The 21769-nt window shown below is 64.4% G+C and carries 16 protein-coding genes; 5 read left to right on the forward strand and 11 right to left on the reverse strand.

What is annotated here, in order from left to right:
• Positions 1-91: 91 nt before the first annotated feature.
• Positions 92-277: a hypothetical protein gene (locus tag ACIPHM_RS00545; RefSeq protein ID WP_400323249.1), complete on the reverse strand. Its 186-nt coding sequence runs from the start codon at positions 275-277 to the stop codon at positions 92-94.
• Positions 278-810: 533 nt separating this feature from the next.
• Positions 811-1614: a DUF2092 domain-containing protein gene (locus ACIPHM_RS00550; RefSeq protein ID WP_400323252.1), complete on the reverse strand. Its 804-nt coding sequence runs from the start codon at positions 1612-1614 to the stop codon at positions 811-813.
• Positions 1615-2295: 681 nt separating this feature from the next.
• Between ACIPHM_RS00550 and ACIPHM_RS00555 the strand changes: the two genes are divergently transcribed.
• Both ACIPHM_RS00555 and ACIPHM_RS00560 read left to right on the forward strand, forming a co-directional pair.
• A complete protein-coding gene (locus tag ACIPHM_RS00555; protein ID WP_400323255.1) occupies positions 2296-2916 on the forward strand; it encodes a hypothetical protein in 621 nt (206 codons plus the stop codon).
• A gap of 128 nt (positions 2917-3044) precedes the next feature.
• Positions 3045-3626, forward strand: coding sequence for a hypothetical protein (locus ACIPHM_RS00560; RefSeq protein WP_400323258.1), 582 nt, complete (start codon positions 3045-3047; stop codon positions 3624-3626).
• On the opposite strand, the gene ACIPHM_RS00565 is transcribed toward ACIPHM_RS00560, so the two are convergent.
• From ACIPHM_RS00565 to ACIPHM_RS00585, 5 genes are all read right to left on the reverse strand, one after another.
• Entirely contained in the window at positions 3614-5155 is a 1542-nt protein-coding gene (locus ACIPHM_RS00565; protein WP_400323261.1) for a heavy metal sensor histidine kinase, read from the reverse strand. The two genes, ACIPHM_RS00560 and ACIPHM_RS00565, sit on opposite strands and share 13 nt — an antisense overlap.
• 46 nt (positions 5156-5201) lie before the next feature.
• The gene (locus ACIPHM_RS00570; RefSeq protein WP_039398512.1) at positions 5202-5876 is read right to left on the reverse strand and encodes a heavy metal response regulator transcription factor; all 675 of its coding nucleotides are present in this window, start codon (positions 5874-5876) and stop codon (positions 5202-5204) included.
• 9 nt (positions 5877-5885) lie between these two features.
• Positions 5886-7361 carry an efflux transporter outer membrane subunit gene (locus ACIPHM_RS00575; RefSeq protein ID WP_400323266.1) on the reverse strand — a complete coding sequence of 492 codons (1476 nt, stop codon included), beginning with the start codon at positions 7359-7361 and terminating at the stop codon, positions 5886-5888.
• Positions 7358-8638 (reverse strand): efflux RND transporter periplasmic adaptor subunit, encoded by a 1281-nt coding sequence (locus ACIPHM_RS00580; protein WP_400323269.1) that lies wholly within the window; start codon positions 8636-8638, stop codon positions 7358-7360. The genes ACIPHM_RS00575 and ACIPHM_RS00580 overlap by 4 nt, the downstream gene beginning before the upstream one ends.
• Before the next feature lie 65 nt (positions 8639-8703).
• Positions 8704-11913, reverse strand: coding sequence for an efflux RND transporter permease subunit (locus ACIPHM_RS00585; protein ID WP_400323272.1), 3210 nt, complete (start codon positions 11911-11913; stop codon positions 8704-8706).
• 355 nt (positions 11914-12268) lie between these two features.
• Here ACIPHM_RS00585 and ACIPHM_RS00590 point away from each other — a divergent pair, with 355 nt between their 5' ends.
• From ACIPHM_RS00590 to ACIPHM_RS00600, 3 genes are all read left to right on the forward strand, one after another.
• Positions 12269-13387 (forward strand): Dyp-type peroxidase, encoded by a 1119-nt coding sequence (locus tag ACIPHM_RS00590; protein WP_400323275.1) that lies wholly within the window; start codon positions 12269-12271, stop codon positions 13385-13387.
• Positions 13384-14214: a family 1 encapsulin nanocompartment shell protein gene (locus ACIPHM_RS00595; RefSeq protein ID WP_400323277.1), complete on the forward strand. Its 831-nt coding sequence runs from the start codon at positions 13384-13386 to the stop codon at positions 14212-14214. Before ACIPHM_RS00590 ends, ACIPHM_RS00595 begins: the two co-directional genes overlap by 4 nt.
• Positions 14215-14473: 259 nt before the next feature.
• Entirely contained in the window at positions 14474-15073 is a 600-nt protein-coding gene (locus ACIPHM_RS00600; protein WP_400323279.1) for a hypothetical protein, read from the forward strand.
• 107 nt (positions 15074-15180) lie between these two features.
• On the opposite strand, the gene ACIPHM_RS00605 is transcribed toward ACIPHM_RS00600, so the two are convergent.
• From ACIPHM_RS00605 to metE, 4 genes are all read right to left on the reverse strand, one after another.
• Complete coding sequence (locus ACIPHM_RS00605; protein ID WP_400323281.1) at positions 15181-16920, reverse strand: glycosyltransferase family 39 protein; 1740 nt, start codon at positions 16918-16920, stop codon at positions 15181-15183.
• A 39-nt stretch (positions 16921-16959) separates the two neighbouring features.
• Positions 16960-18333 carry a sensor histidine kinase gene (locus tag ACIPHM_RS00610; RefSeq protein WP_400323284.1) on the reverse strand — a complete coding sequence of 458 codons (1374 nt, stop codon included), beginning with the start codon at positions 18331-18333 and terminating at the stop codon, positions 16960-16962.
• Positions 18330-18989 (reverse strand): response regulator transcription factor, encoded by a 660-nt coding sequence (locus ACIPHM_RS00615; protein WP_400323286.1) that lies wholly within the window; start codon positions 18987-18989, stop codon positions 18330-18332. The genes ACIPHM_RS00610 and ACIPHM_RS00615 overlap by 4 nt, the downstream gene beginning before the upstream one ends.
• Before the next feature lie 310 nt (positions 18990-19299).
• Positions 19300-21588: a 5-methyltetrahydropteroyltriglutamate--homocysteine S-methyltransferase gene (metE, locus tag ACIPHM_RS00620; RefSeq protein ID WP_400323289.1), complete on the reverse strand. Its 2289-nt coding sequence runs from the start codon at positions 21586-21588 to the stop codon at positions 19300-19302.
• Positions 21589-21769 lie beyond the last annotated feature (181 nt).

The following is a 21769-nucleotide window of genomic DNA, read 5'->3' on the forward strand; positions in this document are numbered from 1 at the left end:
CTCGCCGTGTCACCCACAAGCGTGCATGAAAGCCTGCTCAACATCGGCACCGGATTGAACGTCCGGCGCCGACGTTGAGAAGGCAGGCGTGTCAGTGCGGTGCCGTCACCACAACGAACTGAACCGTAGGGCCGGAATAGACCGGCTGATACCACGTCGAACCGCAGTGCTGGTAGGCGACGTTGTTGACCACGGTGCTCACGCAACTGGGCGGCAGCGAGGCGACGGTCGAGCCGATGATCGCTGCCGACACCCCGATGGTGACTGCCGCAGCCACAGGGTCATACCATCCACCGCCCCAATACGGCGGCGGGGGTGGCGGCGGGGGTGGCGGCGGAGGGGGAGGCGGTGGCGGATGCGGCCCCGGTCCGGGCGGTGGTCCGGGCGGTGGTCCGGGCGGCGGCCCGGGCGGATGTGGCCCCGGCCCCGGCCCCGGGCCGGGACCCGGAGGGGGAGGAGGCGGATGAGGCCCAGGACCAGGACCAGGGTTCGGGTGAGGTCCGGGGCCGGGTTGTGGTCCGGGACCCGGCGGCGGCCCACCCGCATGTGGCTGGCCACCTGACGGCCCACCGGCATTGGCGTGCGCCGGGGCCCCGCCACTCGCGGCGCCACCTCGCGGCGCGCCCCCACCCTGGAACCCGCCGCCCCGGCCATGCAGGCTGGTGCGAGCGCCACCCCGGAAGCCGAATCCGTGGCTGGCCGTCGATGTCAGCGCGAGCACGGCTGCGACGGCCACACAGGTGGCGCGGGCCAGCGTCGTGACGACCGCTCGCGGTTGTGCGCGCGTCGAGGCGTGAGAGGTCGTTCGCATCATCGCTGACCTCCCGTGGCAGGCGTGCCTTCGGTCGCGGCGGACGGTGGGCGCATCTCGATGCGTTGCGCCCCCGCCGGTGCCTGATACGTGAAAGTGCCTGCGGCGAATGTGGGATTCACATTCCAGCGGTAATTCACCGAATGCCGCGGGCGCGACGGCTGGGACGTATCCGTAATCGCGAATCGGCACGGCAGCGGGCGCGATCCGGCGCTGATCCACAGTTCCCAATCGACGTCAGGTTGTTGATACGCGTAGTGGTTGCACCATTCGCCACCCACGCGATCGAGCCCGATAAACAGTGCCGAGCGTAATTGCGAGGCATCGTCGGCGTCCATTCCCCAATAGAAAAGATCTGCCAATGGCATGCCGACCTGGTACTTCTCGTCGATATCGCGAATCAGCGCATCGATGGTCGGCGGCGCACTCACCTGGCTGTAATAGCGTTTGCCTTGCGATTGCTCGTAAAGCGTGAAGGTTTTTCCGTCGTAGACGAAGCCGCGATTGCGCGCCTGTCCCGTGACCACGGCGCGAACTTTATTCGGGCGCAGAACGGACAGTTCGGTGTGATGCAGGAACCCGACGTTCTGCCCGGTGCTCAAGACGGCGTCAGTCACCGTATCGGCATCGACCTGAAAACGTTCCAACGAACGTAAATACCGGCTCATTTTCGTCAAGGCATCGACCGCGTCCTGCTGCATTTCCGGCATGGCCTGCGCCGGCGTAGTGCTGTCCGACGCCGGGGCCTGCGCCAACGCCGGGGTGGCAGCGAGCAGGGCGCCTGCCAGCGCGGCGAGCATCATCCGGCGGGGCGGGCGGCGTCGGGGGGGATTTGAGGAGGGTGAAGGCTGGAAAGGCACTGTGTGACCTCATTCGACTAATGGAATTGAACGGGACGACAACAACGTGCAGACGCGACGCCAAGTGGCGCGCAGGCATCGTTTTCAGGCGAAGCCGGGCGTGCAATTCGGCCCCGATTTCCGTGACTTTTTACGTGAAAGGACACCGCCGAAAAGCAATGTCGTTGCGACACCTGGCGGCGCAAGTGGATTCAGAATAGTGATTCGGATTGCAAACTGTCAAGCATGGTTGGCATCATCCAAATGGATTAGGAAATACTTGAATACCTATGGGATTTTTGTAACAAGGTGTATCTGATTCGATACGGATGGCGAATTTATTATCACTGGCATCGAAGAAAAACATTGATTTTCGTCAAGTCGCGATATTTTGACGCCGCGCAAACAGAGGGTTTCAAGGGTTTTTCGGAATCCGCTGCGTAATTTTAATTACGCAAATAATTTTTGATGTTTGGTATGTAATCCATAATAATGTTGCGGCTTCGAATTATTTTGTTACTATCCGATGGAAACATTCGGGGTTTTACACGGAATGAAAATCCCCTTGTGTTTTTGTTCGGATAATTAATTAATTTGCGATACGCGGCGTTGGAATCGCATCCATAGATAACAAAAGGACGCACCATGAAGCTCACGAAAGCCATGATTCTGGCTGGTCTGTTGTCGTTGGGAACGGTGGTTCATGCACAAGACGCGACACGTCCGGCGCCGATCGTCGCCGGCGGCGTTGTCGAGTACCGCACGACGTTGCTCGGCATCGACCTCAAGAAACGCACCATTCAGGTCGCCGACGACCACGGCAAGCCGGTGACCTTTCTCGTCGGCCCAGATGTGAAGAACTTCGAGAACATGCGCAAGGGCGACAAGATCATCGTGGCGTATGAGCGCTCGGTGGCCATTTCCGTCGCGCCGGGCGACGGTATTCGCAGCCGGGTCGTGACCGAAGGCGCCGATCGCGCCGTGCCGGGTGAAAAGCCCGCGGCGGATGCGGCACGCAATCTGAAGGTTGTTGCCACGGTGCAGCGCATCGATCGCAAGTCGAATGTCGTAACGCTGCGTGGCCCGCAACGCACGGTCGACGTGAACGTCGAGGATCCGAAGCTCCTGGAGGGGGTGAAGGTCGGCGATTCCGTCACGGTGAACTACACCGAGGCGATCGCGGTGGCCGTCACGCCGGATCCGTCTGCCAACAACCGGAACAAGAAGTGGGTCCCGCCGACGCCGGCGCCGGCGCCCAAGCCCTGATGTCATGTGTGACGCTGCTCGCGCGTGCCGTGCGGGCAGCCGCTTTGACCGTCTCGCCGCCGGTGTTGCCTGCGATGGCCCATCGGCGTGCGACACCCCCCTGATACGGCAAGCACCCGGAGATCGCCATGGCACGGTCCGCCTTGAAGTTCGACGATGCAACCTACGCTGCCTTGCTCGGTGCCGCACGTGATGCGGACGCAGCCCACCCCCACCACAATCCTGCTTTTCTCGACGCGTTCTTGTCGGATGCGTGGAAAGCTGCGCGCCGGATCTATGGCGCACAGACCTATTTGCGCTTCATGGCGGAAGCGGGCGTGACACGCCGCCCCAGCGCCGGTACGGTGCAGAAGGCCATCGTGCGCGCCCGGGCGATCTATGACACCCCCGCGATTCCGGCCTTCGGTGCGATGCCCGTCGTCGGCCAGTCCGTCTGGGCACAGCAACTCGAGCAGAATCTGGCGCGCGCCATGACCCTGCTCGACGCCATGCCCGAGAGCCACGGTACGGCGAACGATGGCGTGACGGACGTGGCAGACGCCATACGTCGCGTGCAACATCTTGAACGTGAAAATCTGGAGCTACGTGCTCGGCTAGCGCAAATGTCGGTAGCGGCGGCCTATGCCCGCGAGGCGCTGGGCGAGACGCTCACGGTTTTTGCGCCCCACGCCATGCAGCACGCGGGCAACGTCGGTCGTCAGGGCGTCTGACGCGAGGGGGAGGACGGCGAGGCAGGGGAGGCGGCACCGTCAGCCGCGTTGCACGGGGCGAAATCCCGGCCGTCACCGCCGGAATGCGCGATGACATTTGTTCCGGCTATCCCGGCTATCCCGGCTATTCCCGCAGCATCGACCAATGGACCCGGCTCCCGTCCCGTGGACACCGAGAAGCCGAACGCATTGAAGCCGTCCACGCTACGCGCCCACACTGTCCCGCCGTGCATTTCTGCAATCGCCTTGACGATTGCCAGCCCCAGACCGTGATTTTCGCGGCTGTTGGTGCGCGAGGCTTCCGCGCGGTAGAAACGGTCGAACAAATGCCGCAGCACGTCGGGCGGAATGTGATCGCCGGGGTTGACGACCTCGATGCGCACCTGACGTGCGTCGTCGTCTCTGGGCGAGATGCGAACGTCGATGTTTGCGTCTGGCGCGCAGTGCTCGATGGCGTTCATTACCAGATTGGCCAGCGCGCGCCCGAATAGCGCCTTGTTGACGTGGGCAAAGGCGCTCCCGTGCAGACGGGCGGTGACCTGCGCTTCCTCCAGCGGAATCTCCAGAAACTCCAGCGTATGCGCCGCTTCGCTCGCGAGCGACACGGCCGTGAGCCCCGTTGCGCGCTCGCCCTGATCTGCGCGCGAGAGGAACAGCATGTCGTTGATGATCGTGCGCATGCGCCCCAACTCTTCCAGATTCGATTGCAGCAGCACGCGCAGCTCCTCGACCGGGCGCTCGCGCGTGAGCGCCACTTCCGTCTGCCCGATGAGGATGGTCACTGGTGTGCGCAATTCGTGCGCAACGTCGGCATTGAACGACTCCAGCCGTTCGTAGGCGCTGTCGAGGCGGGCCAGCGCGCCATTGAACGAATGCGCCAGATCGTCGAGTTCGACGGGCAGCGAGCGGGTCACAAGCCGTTGCGAACGATTATCCGGACGAATCTCGGACGCTTCACGCGTGAGTCGGGTGAGCGGTGACAGGCCGAGCCGTGTCACCGAATAACTGAGCAGCAGCACGCCCAGCGCACCCAGTCCGGAGAGTGCGGCGAGACTCAGGCCAAAGGCGCGCAACGTCTGTTCGTTCGGGGAGTAGCTGGCAGAGACTTGCAGGGCGACGGCCGGGCGCGAGCCGTACGGCGGCAGGATCTCGCGCGTGGTCAGCATGTCGTCGCCACCGCTGTCGGGGCTCAGACGCACATAGCCGTTGGACAGTCGCTTGACGAACATGCCGCTCACCGGCGTGCCGAAGGTATACCGCGGGTCGTCGCTCGTGACGGCGTAGTTCGTGGTGCCGTCGCGTGGCGTCATGTCGCTCAGCTTCTCGCGCACCATCTGCCATTTCTCGGGCGTGCCACCGTGATAGACGATGATGTGAGCAATCTGCGCGCGGTCGTCGAGCGACTCGCGCAAGTGCCGCTCCAGTTGCACTCGCAACACCAGATACAGCGCCGCGCCCACGAGGGCGAACACCGACAGCGCCACGACGGCGAACATGGCGGCAAGGCGGCGGGAGATCGAGTGCTTCACGGTCACGTTTCCGGCGAAGAGGCGCATGACGAGACGTGGCGGGGGCTTACGCCTCGCGAACCTCCAGTACGTAGCCCATGCCGCGCACGGTGTGCAGCAGCTTGGTGGTGAACGGCCCGTCGAGCTTGGCGCGCAGCCGCTTGATGGCCGTTTCCACCACGTTCGTATGGCTGTCGAAATTGACATCCCAGACCAGTTCGGTGATGGCCGTCTTGGACAGGATGTCGCCCTGACGGCGCGCGAGCACCGACAGCAACTGGAATTCCTTGGCGGTGAGGTCGAGCCGATGGCCGTCGCGCGTGGCCCGGCGGCCAATCAGGTCGACGAACAGGTCGCCGACCGAAATCAGCGTCGACTCCTGCACCCGCGTGCGGCGGGCGAGCGCGTGCAGGCGCTCGACCAGTTCGATGAACGAGAAGGGCTTGGTCAGATAGTCGTCGGCCCCTTCGCGCAGGCCGCGTACGCGGTCGTTCACATGATCGCGGGCCGTGAGCATGATGACCGGCGTCGATTTGCGCTCGCGCAGGGAGCCGAGCACGGCAAAGCCGTCGCGTTTGGGCAGCATGACATCCAGCACGATCACGTCGTAGTCGAACTCCAGCGCCAGATGCGTGCCTTCCTCGCCATCGAGCGCAACGTCGACCACCCAGCCTTGCTCGGTCAGGCCCGAGCGCAGATAGTCCACTACCTTTTGTTCGTCTTCAACGATCAGCACTTTCATGTCGTCACCTCATCTTTGCGCATTATACGAGTCGGACGACGTCTCCGAGGGTTGCCATCCGCCGCCCAGCGCCTTGACCAGCGCGACCGACAGAACGAGTTGCTGGCCACGGATCTGCACGTCCTGACGCTCGCTCGCGAGCGCCGCCTGCTGCGCGTTAATTACGCTCAGATAGGCCGTCAGGCCGCCCGAATAACGGTCGTTGGCCAGACTCAGCAGGCGCTCGGCGTCGACCACGGCCGCATGCGATTCGCGTGCAGCGGCGTCGAGCACCGACAAGCCAGTGACGCCGTCCTGCACTTGCTGGAACGCTGTGAGCACGGTCTGGCGGTAGTTGGCTTCGACACCGCGGTAACCCGCGCTGGCGTAGTCGACACCGGCCTGACGCCGTCCGCCGTCGAAGATCGCTTGCGAGGCCAGGGTGCCCAGCGTCCACAGCAGGCTCGGCGCCGAGAGCAGATTGGCGAACTCCGTGCTCTGCCAGCCGATGCCGGGGTTGAGCGTCAGGCTGGGGAAGAACGCTGCCTTCGCCACGCCGATCTGCGCATTCGCGGCGGCCATGCTGCGCTCGGCCGATGCGACATCGGGACGCCGTTGCAGGATGTCGCTCGGCACCCCGAGCGGGATCGGCGGCAGCGTCGCCGGCAGCGTGCCGGCGGCCACGGAGAAGGCCGGGGCAGGCACGCCGACGAGCGCGGCAATCGCATGCTCGTACTGGTCGCGCTGCTGATGCAGCAGGCGCGCCTGTACGCGCGTGATGTCGAGTTGCGACTGCTGCTGGAGAACGTCCAGCCCCGACACCGCGCCAAGATCGTGCTGTGCGCTCACGTAATCCAGCGCCTTTTGCTGCAACGTGACCGACTGGTCGAGCACCGTGATTTCGGCGTCGAGCGCGCGCAACTGGAAGTAGGCGGTGGCGAGTTGCGTGGTGAGTACCAGCCGCGCATTGGCCAGGTCGTCGGCGGCTTGTTCCGCGGACGCCTGCGCGCCTTCGACCTGACGGCGGATGCGGCCGAAAAGGTCGGTGTCGTAACTCACGCCCAACCCCAGTTGTACGTTGTTTTGTACGGTCGACATGCTGGCCGACGAGTAACTCGTGACCGGCCGATTCGCCGAAATACGCTGACGGGCGAGTCCGAAGGACGCATCGACTTCCGGCAGACGCTGGGCGGAAATGCCGGAGAGCGTTGCCTGCGCCTGATCGTAGTGGGCGACGGCCGCGGCGAGGGTCTGGTTCTGTGCGAGCGCCTGCGTCTCGAGCGCGTCGAGCGCCGGTTCGTTGAACGCCTTCCACCAGTCCGGCTGCAACGGCGCGTGCGACGGCTGCGCCAGACGCCAGTAACTGTCCGTCTTCCAGTCCGGCGGTGCCGAGACATCGGGACGGCGGTAGTCCGGTCCGACGGCGCAAGCCCCGAGCAGCGCGCTCAGCGTGGTGACGGCGAGCAGCGTCGCGCCCAGCCGGACGCCGCGCACGGGCGCGCTCACGATTGGGCTCCTTGCGGCTTGGCGGTCGAGGCGTCCGAAGTCCCCGACGCACCAGACTTTGCCCCAGGCGCCGCCTTGGTCGCGAGCGCCTTGGCCTGAACGTGGTCGCCGTCGTCGATGGAGTCGCTCGGGTTGACGATAACGCGGTCGGTCGGCGATACCCCGTCGGCCAGTTCCAGCGACTGCCCGAGATCCTGCGCGATCACGATCTTGTGCAGATGCACCACGCCGTGATCGTCGACGACTGCGACGCGCGGGCCTTCGGCACGGAACAGCAACGCGTTGGCGGGCACGCTCAGGTGCGGCTGCACGGCGCTCGGCAATGCCAACTGCACGTACGCGCCGGGGCGCAGCTTTCCGTCGGGATTCGGCAGCGCTGCCTCGATTTGCAGCGAGCGCGTGGCCACGTCGATGGCGCCCGAGACGTGCGTGATCTTGCCTTGAAAGTGCTGGCCCGGGAGTTCCGCTTGCGTCACCACGACCGGCTGACCGACGGCCACGCCCTGGGCATACGCCTGGGGAACCTGAACATAGACGCGAAGCGGGTCCGTCTGCGCCAGCGAGAACATGGCCTGACTGTTGCCGCTGCCCGCGGCGATGAGATCGCCGACGTCGACATTGCGCTGGGTGATCACGCCATCGAACGGCGCGACGATCCGCTTGAACGACTCCAGTTGCTGGAGCCGTTTAACGTTGGCATCGGCCGCCGCGAGATTGGCGATGCCCTGCGTGTAGGTGCTCTGGCGCTCGTCGAGCTCCTGCTGGGAGACGGCGTCACGCTGGCGCAATTGCTGCCAACGATCGAGCGACGATTTCGCGAGGCCCAGGCTTGCGCTGATCTGATTGCGCTGCGCGACGGCCTGTGCAAGCTCCTGATCGATTTCCGGCGTGTCGAGGTCGGCAAGCAGTTGGCCTTGTTTCACGCGCGCGCCGATGTCGACGTAGCGGTGCAGCAGATAGCCCGTCGCCCGGGCGTAGATGGGCGACTCCACCGCACCGCGCAAGGTGGCCGGTAACAGCGTCTCGCTGGCTTCGGTCGCCTGCGGCGTCACGACGCTCACGTACTGTTTCGCGTTCTCGGCCGTCACGTCGGCGACTTCGCGGCGTTGCAGCGCATTGGAGAGGGTCGTGCGCGCCGCCCCCGCCACCAGCAGCACGGCCACGACAATGAGCACGATCCGGGCGCGCCGGAATTCGCCGCGACGCGGCGGCAACTGCCGGCCGTCGGCAGGATCGTGCTCGGGAATTGCCAGTTCGGCGTGATGTTTCTCGGTCATGTCGTTCAACCCGTCAAAACTTGGTATCTGGTAGGTGATGTGCCGGTCGCGGGGCTCTGGGCACGTTAGGTGGCGCTGTTATCGCCGTCACCTTGCGATGCCGCCGATACGCCGGTATTCCCCGCTCGGCGGGCCTTGCGGCGCGCGAGTCGCGTGTGGACACCAGCGAAGACCAACGGCACGAAAAAGAGCGTGGAGACCGTGGCGAACATCAGCCCGCCGATCACGGCGCGGCCCAGCGGCGCATTCTGTTCGGCGCCTTCGCCCAGACCGAGCGCCATCGGGACCATGCCGATGATCATCGCCAACGCGGTCATCAGCACCGGCCGGATCCGGCTCGCGCCGGCTTCGAGCGCGGCCTTGAGCGGCGTCATGCCCACTTCCATGCGCTGCCGGGCGAAGGCCACCACGAGAATACTGTTCGCCGTGGCGACCCCCATCGTCATGATGGCCCCCGTGAGCGCGGGCACCGAGAGGCGCGTGCCCGAGAGGAAGAGCATCCAGACGATCCCCGCCAGTGCGGCGGGCAGGGCGCTCACGATGATGAGCGGATCGACCCATGACTGGAAATTCACCACGATGAGCAGGTAGACGAGCACGATCGCCATGGCCACGCCGATACCCAAACCGAGATACGAGCTTTGCATCGTGCCGACCTGACCGCGCACCACGATCTGACTGCCACGCGGCAGATCCTTGCGCGCCTGCACGACGAGCTTGTCGATATCGCTCGCCACGCTGCCCAGATCCCGTCCCTCCACACTCACGAAGATGTCGATCACCGGACGGATGTTGTAGTGGCTCACGACCGCGAAGCGTTGCGTCGGCTCGACCTTCACGAAGTTGGCGAGCAACTGCGGCTGGCCATTGTTGGCGGTACCCGCCACCGGCAGGCGCAGCAGATCGTCGATGGAGCTGATGCGGTACTGCGGCGACTGCACCGAGAGGCTGTATTCCACGCCGTTCTGCTCGTTGAACCAGAAGCCGGGCGACGTCTGCGAGCTACCCGAGAGCGAAATCAGCACGTTCTGCGCGACGGCGTTGGCATTCAGGTTCAACTGCTGCAAGCGCGTGCGGTCCATGTTCAGGTGCAGCGTCGGTGAGTTCACGCGTTGCTGGATGTGCGTGTCGACCGTGCCCGGCACTTGCCGCACTTGCTTGAGCAGCTTGGTCGCGGCGTCGAAATTCGCCAGTTGCTGATTGCCGCTGATCTGAATGTCGATGGCGGCGGGCAGGCCGAAGTTGAGAATCTGCGTGACGATGTCGGCTGGCTGAAAGAAGAACTCCACGCCGGGGAAGCGCTGCGGCAGCACGGCGCGCAGCTTGTCGATGTAACCCGCGCTCGGGTGATGGTCCGGCGAGAGGGCGATCTGGATCTCGCCGTCGAGCGTGCCGATCGTCCCCGCGTTGCTGTACGAGAGGTTGATGCCGCTGTAGGGCAAGCCGAGGTTGTCGAGAATCGTTTCGAGCTCCTTGGCGGGCACGACCTCGCGCACGACCTTTTCGACTTCGTCGGCCAGACGCGCCGTTTCCTCGATGCGCGTGCCTGTGGGCGCGCGCATGTGCATGCGAATGTCACCCGCGTCGACCGTGGGGAAGAAGTCCGCGCCCAGCGCGAATACCAGGCCCATCGACAGCACGCAGAACGCCAGGAAGCCGCTGGCGAAGGCGCGCCGATGCACGAGCAGGGTGGAGAGCACCACGATATACGCGGCGCGCATGCGCTCGAAGCCGGCGTCGAAGCGCAGATAGATGCGGCGGAACGCGCCCGGTCTTGCGTTCGGATCGGTCGGGTGCGCGTGGCCCATGAGCAGCATGGCGAGCGTGGGCACCAGCGTGCGCGAGAGCACGTACGACGCGAGCATGGCGAATACCACGGCTTCGGCCAGCGGCACGAAGAGATAGCGCGCCACGCCCGTCAGGAAGAACATCGGCACGAACACGATACAGATACACAGCGTCGAGACGAGCGCGGGCACGGCGATTTCGCCCGCCCCGTCGAGAATCGCCCGATGCAGCGGCGTACCCATGTGAAGATGCCGCTCGATGTTCTCGATGGTCACGGTCGCATCGTCGACCAGAATCCCCACGGCGAGCGCCAGCCCGCCCAGCGTCATGATGTTGATCGTCTGCCCGAGCGCATGGAGCGCGAGCAGCGACGACAGGATCGAGAGCGGAATCGAGATGGCGATGATGCAGGTGCTGCGCCAGTTGCCGAGGAACAGCAGGATCATGGCCGCCGTGAGCGCGGCGGCGATCAGCGCTTCGTGAATCACGCCCTGGACGGCGGCTTTCACGAAGACGGACTGGTCGAACAGCGCCGAGATATGCAGGTCGGCCGGCAACGCGGCGCGCGCCTCGGGCAGCAGTGCCTTGAGCGAGTCGACGACGGAGAGCGTGGAGGCGTCGCCCGTCTTCATGATCGACATGAGCACGCCGCGCTGGCCGTTCTGACGCACGATGTTGGTCTGCGGCGAGAAGCCGGTGCGCACGTGCGCGACCTCACGCAGGTAAGTCGTGGCGCCGCCCACGGTGCGCACGGGAATGTTGTTCAGCCCCTCGACCGTTGGCGGCGAGCCGTTCATGTCGACGGTGTACTCGCGCGGGCCGATCTTCGCCGTACCGGTGGGCAGGATCAGGTTCTGGGCGTTGACGGCCGCGACCACATCCTGCGCCGTCAGGCCTTTGGCGAGCAGGGCGCGCGTGTCGATGTCCACCGAGATCAGTCGCGTCTTGCCGCCGTACGGATAGGGCACGGCCGCGCCGGGAATCGTGACGAGCTGGGGGCGCAGGAAGTTGAGCGCCGTGTCGTTGAGCGCAGGCTCCGACAGGCTTGGACTGGACAGACCCAACTGCATCACCGGGATCGACGAGGCCGAATAGCTAATGACAAGCGGTGGCGTGGCCCCCTGCGGCATCTGTTTGACCTGCGCCTGCTCCACGGCCACGACCTGCGCGATCGCCGTCTGAATATTGGCGTTCGGTTGCAGGAAGATCTTGATGATGCCGATGCCTGGCAACGATTGCGACTCGATGTGCTCGATGTTGTTGACGGTGGTCGTCAACCCGCGTTCGTTGCCCGAGATCATCCGGTCGGCAATGTCCTGTGCGGACAGGCCGTTATACGTCCAGATGATGCTGATGACAGGGATATTGATTTCCGGCAGCACGTCCACGGGCGTGCGCATGAGCGCGAGCGGCGTGGCGAGCAGGATCAGAATGGCCATCACGATGAATGTGTAGGGCCGTTTGAGCGCAACGTTGACAATCCACATGGTTCAGACGCGCTCGGGCGCAGTCGCAGGCGTACGGACAAGGGCCGTGCGGCGCGCACACAAAGCCTCGTCACCGCTACCGGAAGGAACGACGCCATGGTAGTGGCGCACCCCCAACGCCAAAATGGCGCGAATATGGCGAAATTGACATAATTGGCGCACCCGACCGGAAACCCGCGCCGGATAAGGCCCGCCCCGTCGACATGTCGATGGGAGTGGCATATTACGGTGTGTTGCGTTATAAAGTTGACATACCAAAAATCGCCGCCCGATAGCCTACGGTCTGCCGCTGGTCATTTCGACCTGGGGACCTTCGCTGCTGGCGTCGAGAACTTCAGTGCCACGCAGGAAAGCAATGACCGAACGTCCGACGTCTCCCCCCGAACCTCAGCCCGTCTCCGGCACCGTTACCCGCAGCGCTATCTTCCTCGTCGCCACCATTCGCGACGACGAGGCCGCGCACGCGAGCGTGCGAGGCTGGTGCGCCGATGTCGCCGCCTATGTCCGCTCGGTCGGCAAGCGCGTGCCATCCGGCAACTTGTCATGTGTGGTCGGCTTCAGCGATAACGTCTGGGGCCGCCTGTTCGGCGATCCGCGCCCAGCCGAACTTCACCCGTTCCGCGAATTCGGCGCAGGCAAGCGTCACGCGCCGGCCACTCCCGGTGATCTGTTGCTGCACATTCGTGCCGAGCAAATGGATCTGTGCTTCGATCTCGCCACACTGCTGCTCAACAAGCTGGGCGACGCCGTGAGCGTTGTGGACGAAGTGCACGGCTTCCGCTATTTCGATATGCGCGCCATGATCGGCTTCGTCGATGGCACTGAGAACCCGGAAGGCCAGGAAGCGCTGGAATTCACGGTGATGGGTGACGAAGACCCCGAATTCGCCGGCGGCAGCTACGTGCTCGTGCAGAAGTATCTGCACGACATGACCGGCTGGAACGCACTGCCGGTCGAAGCGCAGGAGCGCATCATCGGCCGCACCAAGCTCTCCGACGTCGAACTCGACGACGGCGTGAAGCCGAGCTGGTCGCACAGCGCGCTGACCACGCTGGAAGAAGACGGCAAGGAAATCAAGATTCTGCGCGACAACATGCCGTTCGGACGCCCCGGTTCGGCCGAGTTCGGCACCTACTTCATCGGCTACGCCCGCTCGCCCGCGCCCATCGAGCAGATGCTCGAGAACATGTTCGTGGGCCGTCCGCCCGGCAACTACGACCGTCTGCTCGACTTCAGCAACGCCGTGACCGGCGGGCTGTTCTTCGTGCCGTCGGCGCCGTTGCTCGAAGCGCTCGCCGAGCGCGAAGCGCCGGTGACGGCTGCGGGCGCGCAGGTCGTCAAAACCTTGATCGACGTGCCGCCGACGGCAACGCCCGTTGTCGATGTCACGCTCACGTCGCTTAACCAATCGAGCGCCGCTGCGGCGGAGGGCTCGCTGCAAATCGGATCGCTCAAAGGAGTTTCTCAGGCATGAATAACCTGCATCGCGAACTGGCCCCCATTTCGAGCGCCGCGTGGGCGCAGATCGAAGAAGAGGTGGCCCGCACGTTCAAGCGTACTGTTGCCGGCCGTCGCGTGGTCGACGTGAAGGGGCCGGGCGGTCTGGCCCTCGCGGGCGTTGGCACAGGCCATCAGAAGGCCATCGATGCGCCGTTCGACGGCGTGGGCGCGCGTCAGCGCGAAGTGCTGCCGCTCGTGGCGCTGCGTGTGCCGTTCGAGCTCTCGCGCGAAGCGATCGACGATGTCGAGCGTGGCGCGAACGACTCGGACTGGCAACCGGCGAAGGACGCCGCCATCAAGCTGGCGTACGCCGAAGATCGTGCGATTTTCGACGGCTACGAAGCCGCGCGCATCACGGGCGTGCGCGAGGGCACGTCGAATCCGGTGCTGCCGCTGCCGGACAACATCGCGGACTATCCGACGGTAATCGCCAAGGCGCTCGAACAACTGCGTCTGGAAGGGGTCGACGGCCCATACAGCGTGCTGCTGGGCGCCGATGCCTATACGGCAGTGGCCGAAGCGAACGATCAGGGCTATCCGATTCTGGAGCACATCGGTCACATTGTGAGCGGCGAGATCATCTGGGCACCGGCCATCGACGGCGGCTGTATCGTGTCCACGCGCGGCGGTGACTTCGAGATGCACATCGGTCAGGACGTCTCCATCGGCTACCTCGATCACACGGCGACCACCGTTCGCCTGTATCTGGAGGAGACCTTCACGTTCCTGATGCTCACGGCCGAGGCGAGTGTTTCGGTTGGCAATGCCAAGCCTCTTGGCGGCAAGAAAAAGTCGAAGTAAATCGTCTAAGATATTGACGGAAAAGACAAATGGCTGGTGGCGAGATATCGCTTCCAGCCGTTTTTTCATGGGGTACTCGAAGTTGCAATGGAACGCTCCGGCGCCTTTCGCGGGTCGCCAATGCGTTCGTTGTTCGCGCCAAACTTGCGCGATCCCGCGCAGCGAGCGCGGGACAACTCGTCAGAATCGGTTTCGCTGCTCGCGCCCGGCGCGCGAGGTTTTCTCAAGCAGCGGCTTGCCCATTCGGACCGTACGAACCATGAAACTCACTTCCGGCTTATCCAACCTCTTTTCGAAGTCCAGCAGCAGCGACGCGAAGCGCGACACCGAGGCCCCTGAGACCCCCCCCTCCCGCGCGACCCTGAACGCGCCGCCGAGCAACATGCCGCCGTCGCGCCAGTCCAGGAGCCACGGATCGTCGGGCAATGTCGCGCCGCGCAAGGCACACGCGCTGACCATCTCGCAGGCCACGACCCATCCGTTGCGCCCGGAGCAGCAAGTCACTCACGAGCTTCAGGTCGGCGCAGACAAGCGTGTGTATCAGAACGGTCGACGCTTCTCCACCGGACAGTGGGAGGAGAGCCGCTACGTGATGGGGGCGGATGGAAAGATGTACGCGGACCGGCCTGACCGGCAAAACGGTGCGTTTCCCGACAATCACACGTCGTTCCTGGCCGGACAGCAGCCGGCAGCGGCGGCCGGTGAGATCACGGCCCACAACGGCGTCATCGAAAGCCTGAACGACCTCAGCGGGCACTACGCCCCGACGTCCAGGCACACGCAACAGATGCTCAACGAGCTTCACGAGCGGGGCGTCGACACGTCCAGCATTCAGACGTCGTCGTGGAGCGGCAGCTAACGCGCTTGATACGTCTGAGCGCGTAAGCGGTGTCTACCGCTCCCCAGGGCCGGATCGATTTCCGCAACTTGGGGAGCGTGCTTTTCCGAGGATGAACCGGTGGGCGGTCAGTTGGCCGCCGGCGCGGATGCGGGAGCCGGTGCGGGGGCATCGGCCGCCATCGGCTTCTCGATGATCACGCGACGCGAGTCCCGGGCGATGACCTTCATCGGCAGGTTGAGCGTTTCCAGCACCGTAAACTTCTCCGGATCGACCAGCGCGAGCGCCTTGGGATCGGCCATCCACACGTCGACGAACTTCTCGAGTGTCGGCACCCAGCTATCCGGCGCTTGCGAGATACCGAATTCCAGTTCGTCCTGCACTGCGACCATGATCATCGGTTGACGCAGGTAATACGGCATCGTGTGGTCGAGCGTGCCGACCGAGTAGAACGGCGTGTCCGGCCCCAGTCGGTCCATCTCGGCGCGCACGGCCGGTACCAGATCGATGCCCGAACTGCTGCGCCCGAACGCCTCATGGCCGGAGCCGCCGATCATCGTGAAAAGCAGCCACGTGCTCGCAAACGCGATGAGCGCCTGACGGGCGCTGCGCAGGCTCAGCCAGCGCGTGACGCCCATACCGATCAGCCCGACGAAGCTCGCCGCGTACAGGTAATACGAGAACGTGCGATAGGCCTCGACCGGGTTGCGGCTATCCGAGTGATGCGAGAGGAATACCAGACAGGTGACGATCGTCGCGACGAACAGCACCACCGACACGATGAGATGCTTGCGCAGCGATTCGCGGGTCATCACGGCGAGTCCCAGGCCGATCAGCATGGCGATGGCCGGCACGATCGGCAGCACGTACGAAATGAGCTTCGAGTGGGAGGCCGAGAAGAAGCAGAAGATGAAGACGGCCCAGACCGTGATCATCAACACCGGACGGAAACCGTTCGCCTGACGCGGCACGGCGCGCGATGCCTTGAAGGCGCTCGCAAGCGTCGACAGCCACGGCAGGAAACCGACGACCAGCACCGGCACGAAGTACCAGAGGGCGCCCGGACGATGGTGGTCCGGTTTCAGGAATCGGTTGAAGTGCTCGTTGATGAAGAAGAAGTCGAAGAACGACGGGTTACGCGCCATGACGGCGGCGAACCAGGGCACCGTCACCGCGAGCATCACGATCAGCCCGCTCGCGATATACAGGCGCTTCCACAAGGCCCAGTCGCGCGAAATCAGGGTGTAGATCACGAGCACGGCACCCGGCAAGACCACGCCGATCAGCCCCTTGCTCAGGATGGACAGCCCCATGGCTGCCCAGCACAGCCACATCCAGTTGCGGGTTTGCGTGTCGGTCAGGCCCGGGCGTTGCGCGAGCAGCAGCGAGCACAGCACCAGCGTCATCATGAACGAGACGCCCATGTCGAGCACGTTGAAGTGACCGAGCAGGCTCCACAGCGGGGCGCTGGCCAACGCCAGGGCGGCGAAGAAGCCCGCGCGGGCGCTGAATACGCGACGACCGGTGTAACCCACGAGCAGCACGCCGCCGAAGCCGGTGAGGGCTGTCCACAGGCGTGCCTGCCAGTCGCCCAGGCCGAAGATCATGAACGTCAGCGCGTTCATCCACGTCTGCAAGGGAGGCTTCTCGAAGTACAGATAGCCGTTGTAACGCGGCGTGACCCAGTCGCCCGTCGCCAGCATTTCACGCGCCATTTCAGCGTAGCGGCCTTCGTCGCTGGGAATCAGGTGACGCAGGTTCAGTACGCCGAACCAGACCAGCGCGAACATGGCGAGCAGCCACAGCAAGGCAGTGGGGGAAATCGGCCAGGGGTCTAACCCGGCGTCACGTTGAGGACGTGTGGACATGAATGCGAGGCTTCCGGTCTTGATGCGTTAGGTGAAGAGTCAGACGTTGGGGGGACGCGAAACGTCGGCGTTCGCATCTGGATTGGGGAGCGTGACGCGCACATGCAGGCCGCGCGGTGTCGCCGTGCTGGCGTCTTTGAGTGTGACGTGACCGCCGAGGCGCTCGACGATGGCTTGCACGATGGCCAGCCCCAGTCCCGTGCCTTCGCCGCCATGCTCGCGCGATTCGCGGTGATCGGTGGCGCGGTAGAACGCATCGAACACCCGCTCGCGCTTGTCGGCATCGATGCCCGGGCCCGAGTCGATCACGTCGATGGCCACTTCGCTCCCGGTGGCCGACAGGCGGACCGAGACCGTGCCGCCCGCGGGCGTATAGCGCACGGCATTGCCGACAATATTACTCAGCAGCGTGACAATGTCGCGCTTGGATCCCGTGACACGCAGTTGCGAGCGGCCGGGCGTGCTCGACGAGGCGTCCACCAGATCGAGCACGATCTGCTTGCGGTCGGCCAATACGAACACGTCTTCGAGCGCCTCGTGCACGGCGGGCAGCAGTGTGAGCGGTGTCGCCGCGACACTCGGCGCGCTCTGCGCTCTCGCGAGCGTCAGCAATTGTTCGATCAGCGTGCGCGTGCGGTGCAGGCCGCTCTTGAGCTTGGTCAGGCGGTGGCGCGTTTCGGTGTCGAGCGCCGCGGGCGCGAGCGCGCGGTCGAGGTTTTCGGACTGGATCACGAGTGCCGTGACGGGCGAACGCAGTTCGTGCGCGGCGTCGGCCACGAAGCGGCGTTGTTCGTCGAGCGCTTTGTTCAGGCGGGACAGCAGACGGTTGATCGACACGATGAACGGCTCGATCTCCGTTGGCGCGCCTTGCGTATCGAGGCCGCGCAGGTCGGTGTCACGCCGCTTGTCGACTTCGTCGGCCAGATGCTGCACGGGCCGCCATGCGCGGCGCACCGTCCAGACAATCGCCGCGATGAGCAGCGGCACGAACACCACGAAGGGCAGTGCGGTGCGCAGACCGCTGTTACGCGCAATCTCGTTGCGGCCCTCCGTGGGCTGCGCAACGACAATGCGCAGATCGGGCCCAATGGTGCGCACGAAGGCGCGCCAGGTGTGCTCGCCGGTGTTGACCGTGTGAAAGCCGTCGGACAGCGTTACCGGAAAGGTGCCCCCGAGACGCTGCACGGTGAGACGGTAGTCGTGATCCTGAATGGGCAGGCCGTGCATGGCGCTATCGGCACCGGCCAGATTGCGTGTGTCGACGAGCGCGGCGAGTTGCAGAAGCTGATCGTCCTGAAACCGGTAAGCCTCACGAAAAGCGGCCCAGTAGGAGACGAAACCCGCGATGATCGCCAGCCCCAGCGCACAGGCCGAGAGCGTGACCACCAGTCGCGACTGCAAGGAACGCATCATGCCTTGGCCACCAGCCAGCCGGCGCCACGGATATTGCGGATGACGTCCGCGCCGAGCTTTTTGCGGATCGAATGGATCAGGAAGTCGATCATGTTGCTCTCGATCTCCTCGCCCCAGCCGTAAAGGCGATGTTCCAGCGCGTCGCGCGAGAGAATGGTGCCGGGGCGCAGCATCAACGCATGCAGTAGCGCGTATTCGCGTGCCGAGAGTACGCAGTTGTTCTCGCCGTAGGTCGCCTGATGCGTGGCCGGGTCGAGCGCAAGGGCGCCGTTGGTCAGCACTGGCACGGCTACACCCGCGTGACGCCGGATCACGGCGCGCATGCGGGCGAGCAATTCGCCCACTTCGAAGGGCTTCACGACAAAGTCGTCGGCCCCCAGATCGAGTCCCTGAATGATGTCCTCTGCGCCGTCGCGGGCCGTCACGACAATGATCGGGGTGCGTCCGCCGGCGCCGCGATGGACGCGCAGCACATCCCAGCCGTCGCGCCCGGGCAGGCCGAGATCGAGCAGCATGAGGTCGTAGGCGTGCGAGGCGAGTGCGGCCAGTGCGGCATCGCCGTCCCGGCACCAGTCGGCCGCGTACGAGGCGTCCTTGAGCGCCTGCATCATCGCCTCACCGATCATCGAGTCGTCTTCTACGAGCAATATCCGCATGGTTTTCCGTACGCATTCCGGCGTGGTTGTCGCAACTCACGCCTAATCCTTGCCAGTCACGCAGGACGGCACGGGCGCACGATAGCGCGCGAAACTTAGGAGAAACTTAGCACGCGCGGACGTACGCCCGCGCGACTATGCCATGCAAACCCATAGTCAATCAATGACTTAGCGGGGTTTTTCATGTGATGCCGTTGCTAAGCGGTATTCGTCGCGGCCCAATGCAAACAGGCCGGCAAGTGCCGGCCCGTTCATTTGAGGCATTTTCATGTGGCGCGGATCTGGTACGAATCCGCACGACGGCAGGGACTTACTGTGCGCGCAGGGTCTTCGCGGCGGCCACCATGTTCTGCAGGGCCGGAATGACTTCTGCCCACTGACGCGTTTTCAGGCCGCAGTCCGGGTTGACCCACAGGCGTTGTGCCGGAATGCGCTCGGCAGCCTTCTGCATGAGCGACACCATGTGCGCTTGCGTCGGGATGTTGGGCGAGTGGATGTCGTACACCCCCGGTCCGATATCGTTCGGGTACTGGAACGAGTCGAACGCGTCGAGCAGTTCCATATCCGAGCGCGAGGTCTCGATGGTGATCACGTCGGCATCCATGTCGGCGATGGCCGCGATGATGTCGTTGAACTCCGAATAGCACATGTGCGTGTGGATCTGCGTGTCGTCCTGCACGCCGTTCGCGGTGATGCGGAACGCCTCGACGGCCCAATCCAGGTACGTCTGCCATTGGGCGCGGCGCAGCGGCAGCCCTTCGCGCAGGGCGGCTTCGTCGATCTGGATCACGCGCACACCGGCTCGCTCCAGATCCAGCACTTCTTCGCGAATCGCGAGCGCCAACTGGAAGCATGACACCGAGCGCGGCTGATCGTCGCGCACGAACGACCAGTTGAGGATCGTGACCGGTCCGGTCAGCATGCCCTTCATCGGCTTGCTGGTGAGCGACTGGGCGTACTTGATCCACTCGACGGTCATGGCCTTCGGACGGCTGATGTCGCCGAACATGATCGGCGGCTTGACGCAGCGCGAACCGTACGACTGCACCCAGCCGAACTGGCTGAACGCGTAGCCTTCGAGCTGCTCGCCGAAGTACTCGACCATGTCGTTACGCTCGGCTTCGCCGTGCACCAGCACGTCCAGCCCCAGCGCTTCCTGTTCACGCACGCTGCGCTCGATTTCCTTTTGCATCGCGGCAACGTAACCGGCGTTGTCCAGTTCGCCTGCCTTGAACTGGCTGCGGGCGTTACGGATTTCAGCCGTCTGCGGGAACGAACCGATCGTGGTGGTCGGGTAGAGCGGCAGGTTCAGCTTGGCAGCCTGCTTCGGTGCGCGTTCGGCGTATGGGTGCTGACGGCGCCCCAGTGCGGCTTCGATCTTGCCGAGCGCGGCCTTGACGGCCGGGTTGTGCACGCGCGGCGACGCACGGCGGCTGGCGATGGCAGCGGCGTTGGCGGCCAGTTCGGCAGCCACGGCGTGACGGCCTTCGTTGATGGCGCGGGCCACCACGCTGATTTCTGCCAGCTTCTGCTTGGCGAAGGCGAGCCACGATTTGATTTCGGCGTCGAGCTTTTGCTCGCTGTCGAGGTCGACCGGCACATGCAGCAGCGAGCACGATGGGGCGATCCACAGACGCTCGCCCAGTGATTTGGCGATCGGCTCCAGCCATTCCAGCACGGCGGCGAGGTCCGACTTCCAGATGTTGCGGCCGTTGACCACACCCAGGGAGACGACCTTGTCGGCCGGCAGGGCGGCGATGACCCTGGCGACTTCGCTCCTGGCGTTCACGGCGTCGATATGCAGACCGTCGATCGGCAGGCGGCACGCCAGCGGCAGGTTGTCTTGCAGTTCGCCGAAGTACGTGGCGAGCAAACGCTTGACCGGCGCGGCGGCGAGCGCGGCGTAGGCCGTCTCGAACGCCTTGCGCCATTGCGCGTCCAGTTCGGTGACGAGGATCGGCTCGTCGATCTGCACCCACTCCACGCCTTGCGCGGCGAGCGTTTCGAGCAGCTTCACGTAGACCGGCAGCAGGCGCGGCAGCAGGGCCAGCTTGTCGCTGTCGTCCTTGGACTTGCCGAGCCACAGGTATGTGACAGGGCCGACGATGACCGGCTTGGCTTTCACGCCGGCGGCGCGGGCTTCGGCGAGTTGCTCGACCAGACGCGATGCGTCGAGCGTGAATTCCGTGGCGCACGCGAATTCGGGGACGATGTAGTGGTAGTTGGTATCGAACCACTTGGTCATCTCGCCGGCGGCGACACCGCCGCAGCAGCCGGCGTGCGCTTCGGCGCTTTGGGCCGAACGGCCACGGGCGATGCGGAAGTAGTTGTCGAGCACGTCGCCATGGAAGCCTTGCACGCGTTTGGGCAGGTTGCCCAGCGTGAAGCTCATGTCGAGCACTTGATCGTAGAACGCGAAATCGCCGACCGGCGCGAGATCCAGGGCGGCCTGGTCCTGCCAGTGACGCAGACGCAGCGAGGCGCCGAGCGCCTTGAGTTCGTCGCGCGACGATTGCCCCTTCCAGTACGCTTCCTGACCGAACTTCAGTTCACGCTTCGCGCCGACGCGCGGAAATCCCAGGTTATGTGTCTTTGCCATGTTCTCTATTGACGCTTGCCGCCCGATGAATGAAACAGTGGCATCGATCATAGAGACTTCAGTTCATGAATGAAAATGGTCTTATTTGTGCTTTACGTTAATTTTATTCATGAAGAGTGGGGGAAAGGCCTACCCCGGGGGGCGAGGCTTGCTCGAAAGCCAGTCCCCCAATGGCCTGACG

This window comes from Pandoraea sp. NPDC087047 (assembly GCF_044745225.1).
Lineage (GTDB): Bacteria > Pseudomonadota > Gammaproteobacteria > Burkholderiales > Burkholderiaceae > Pandoraea.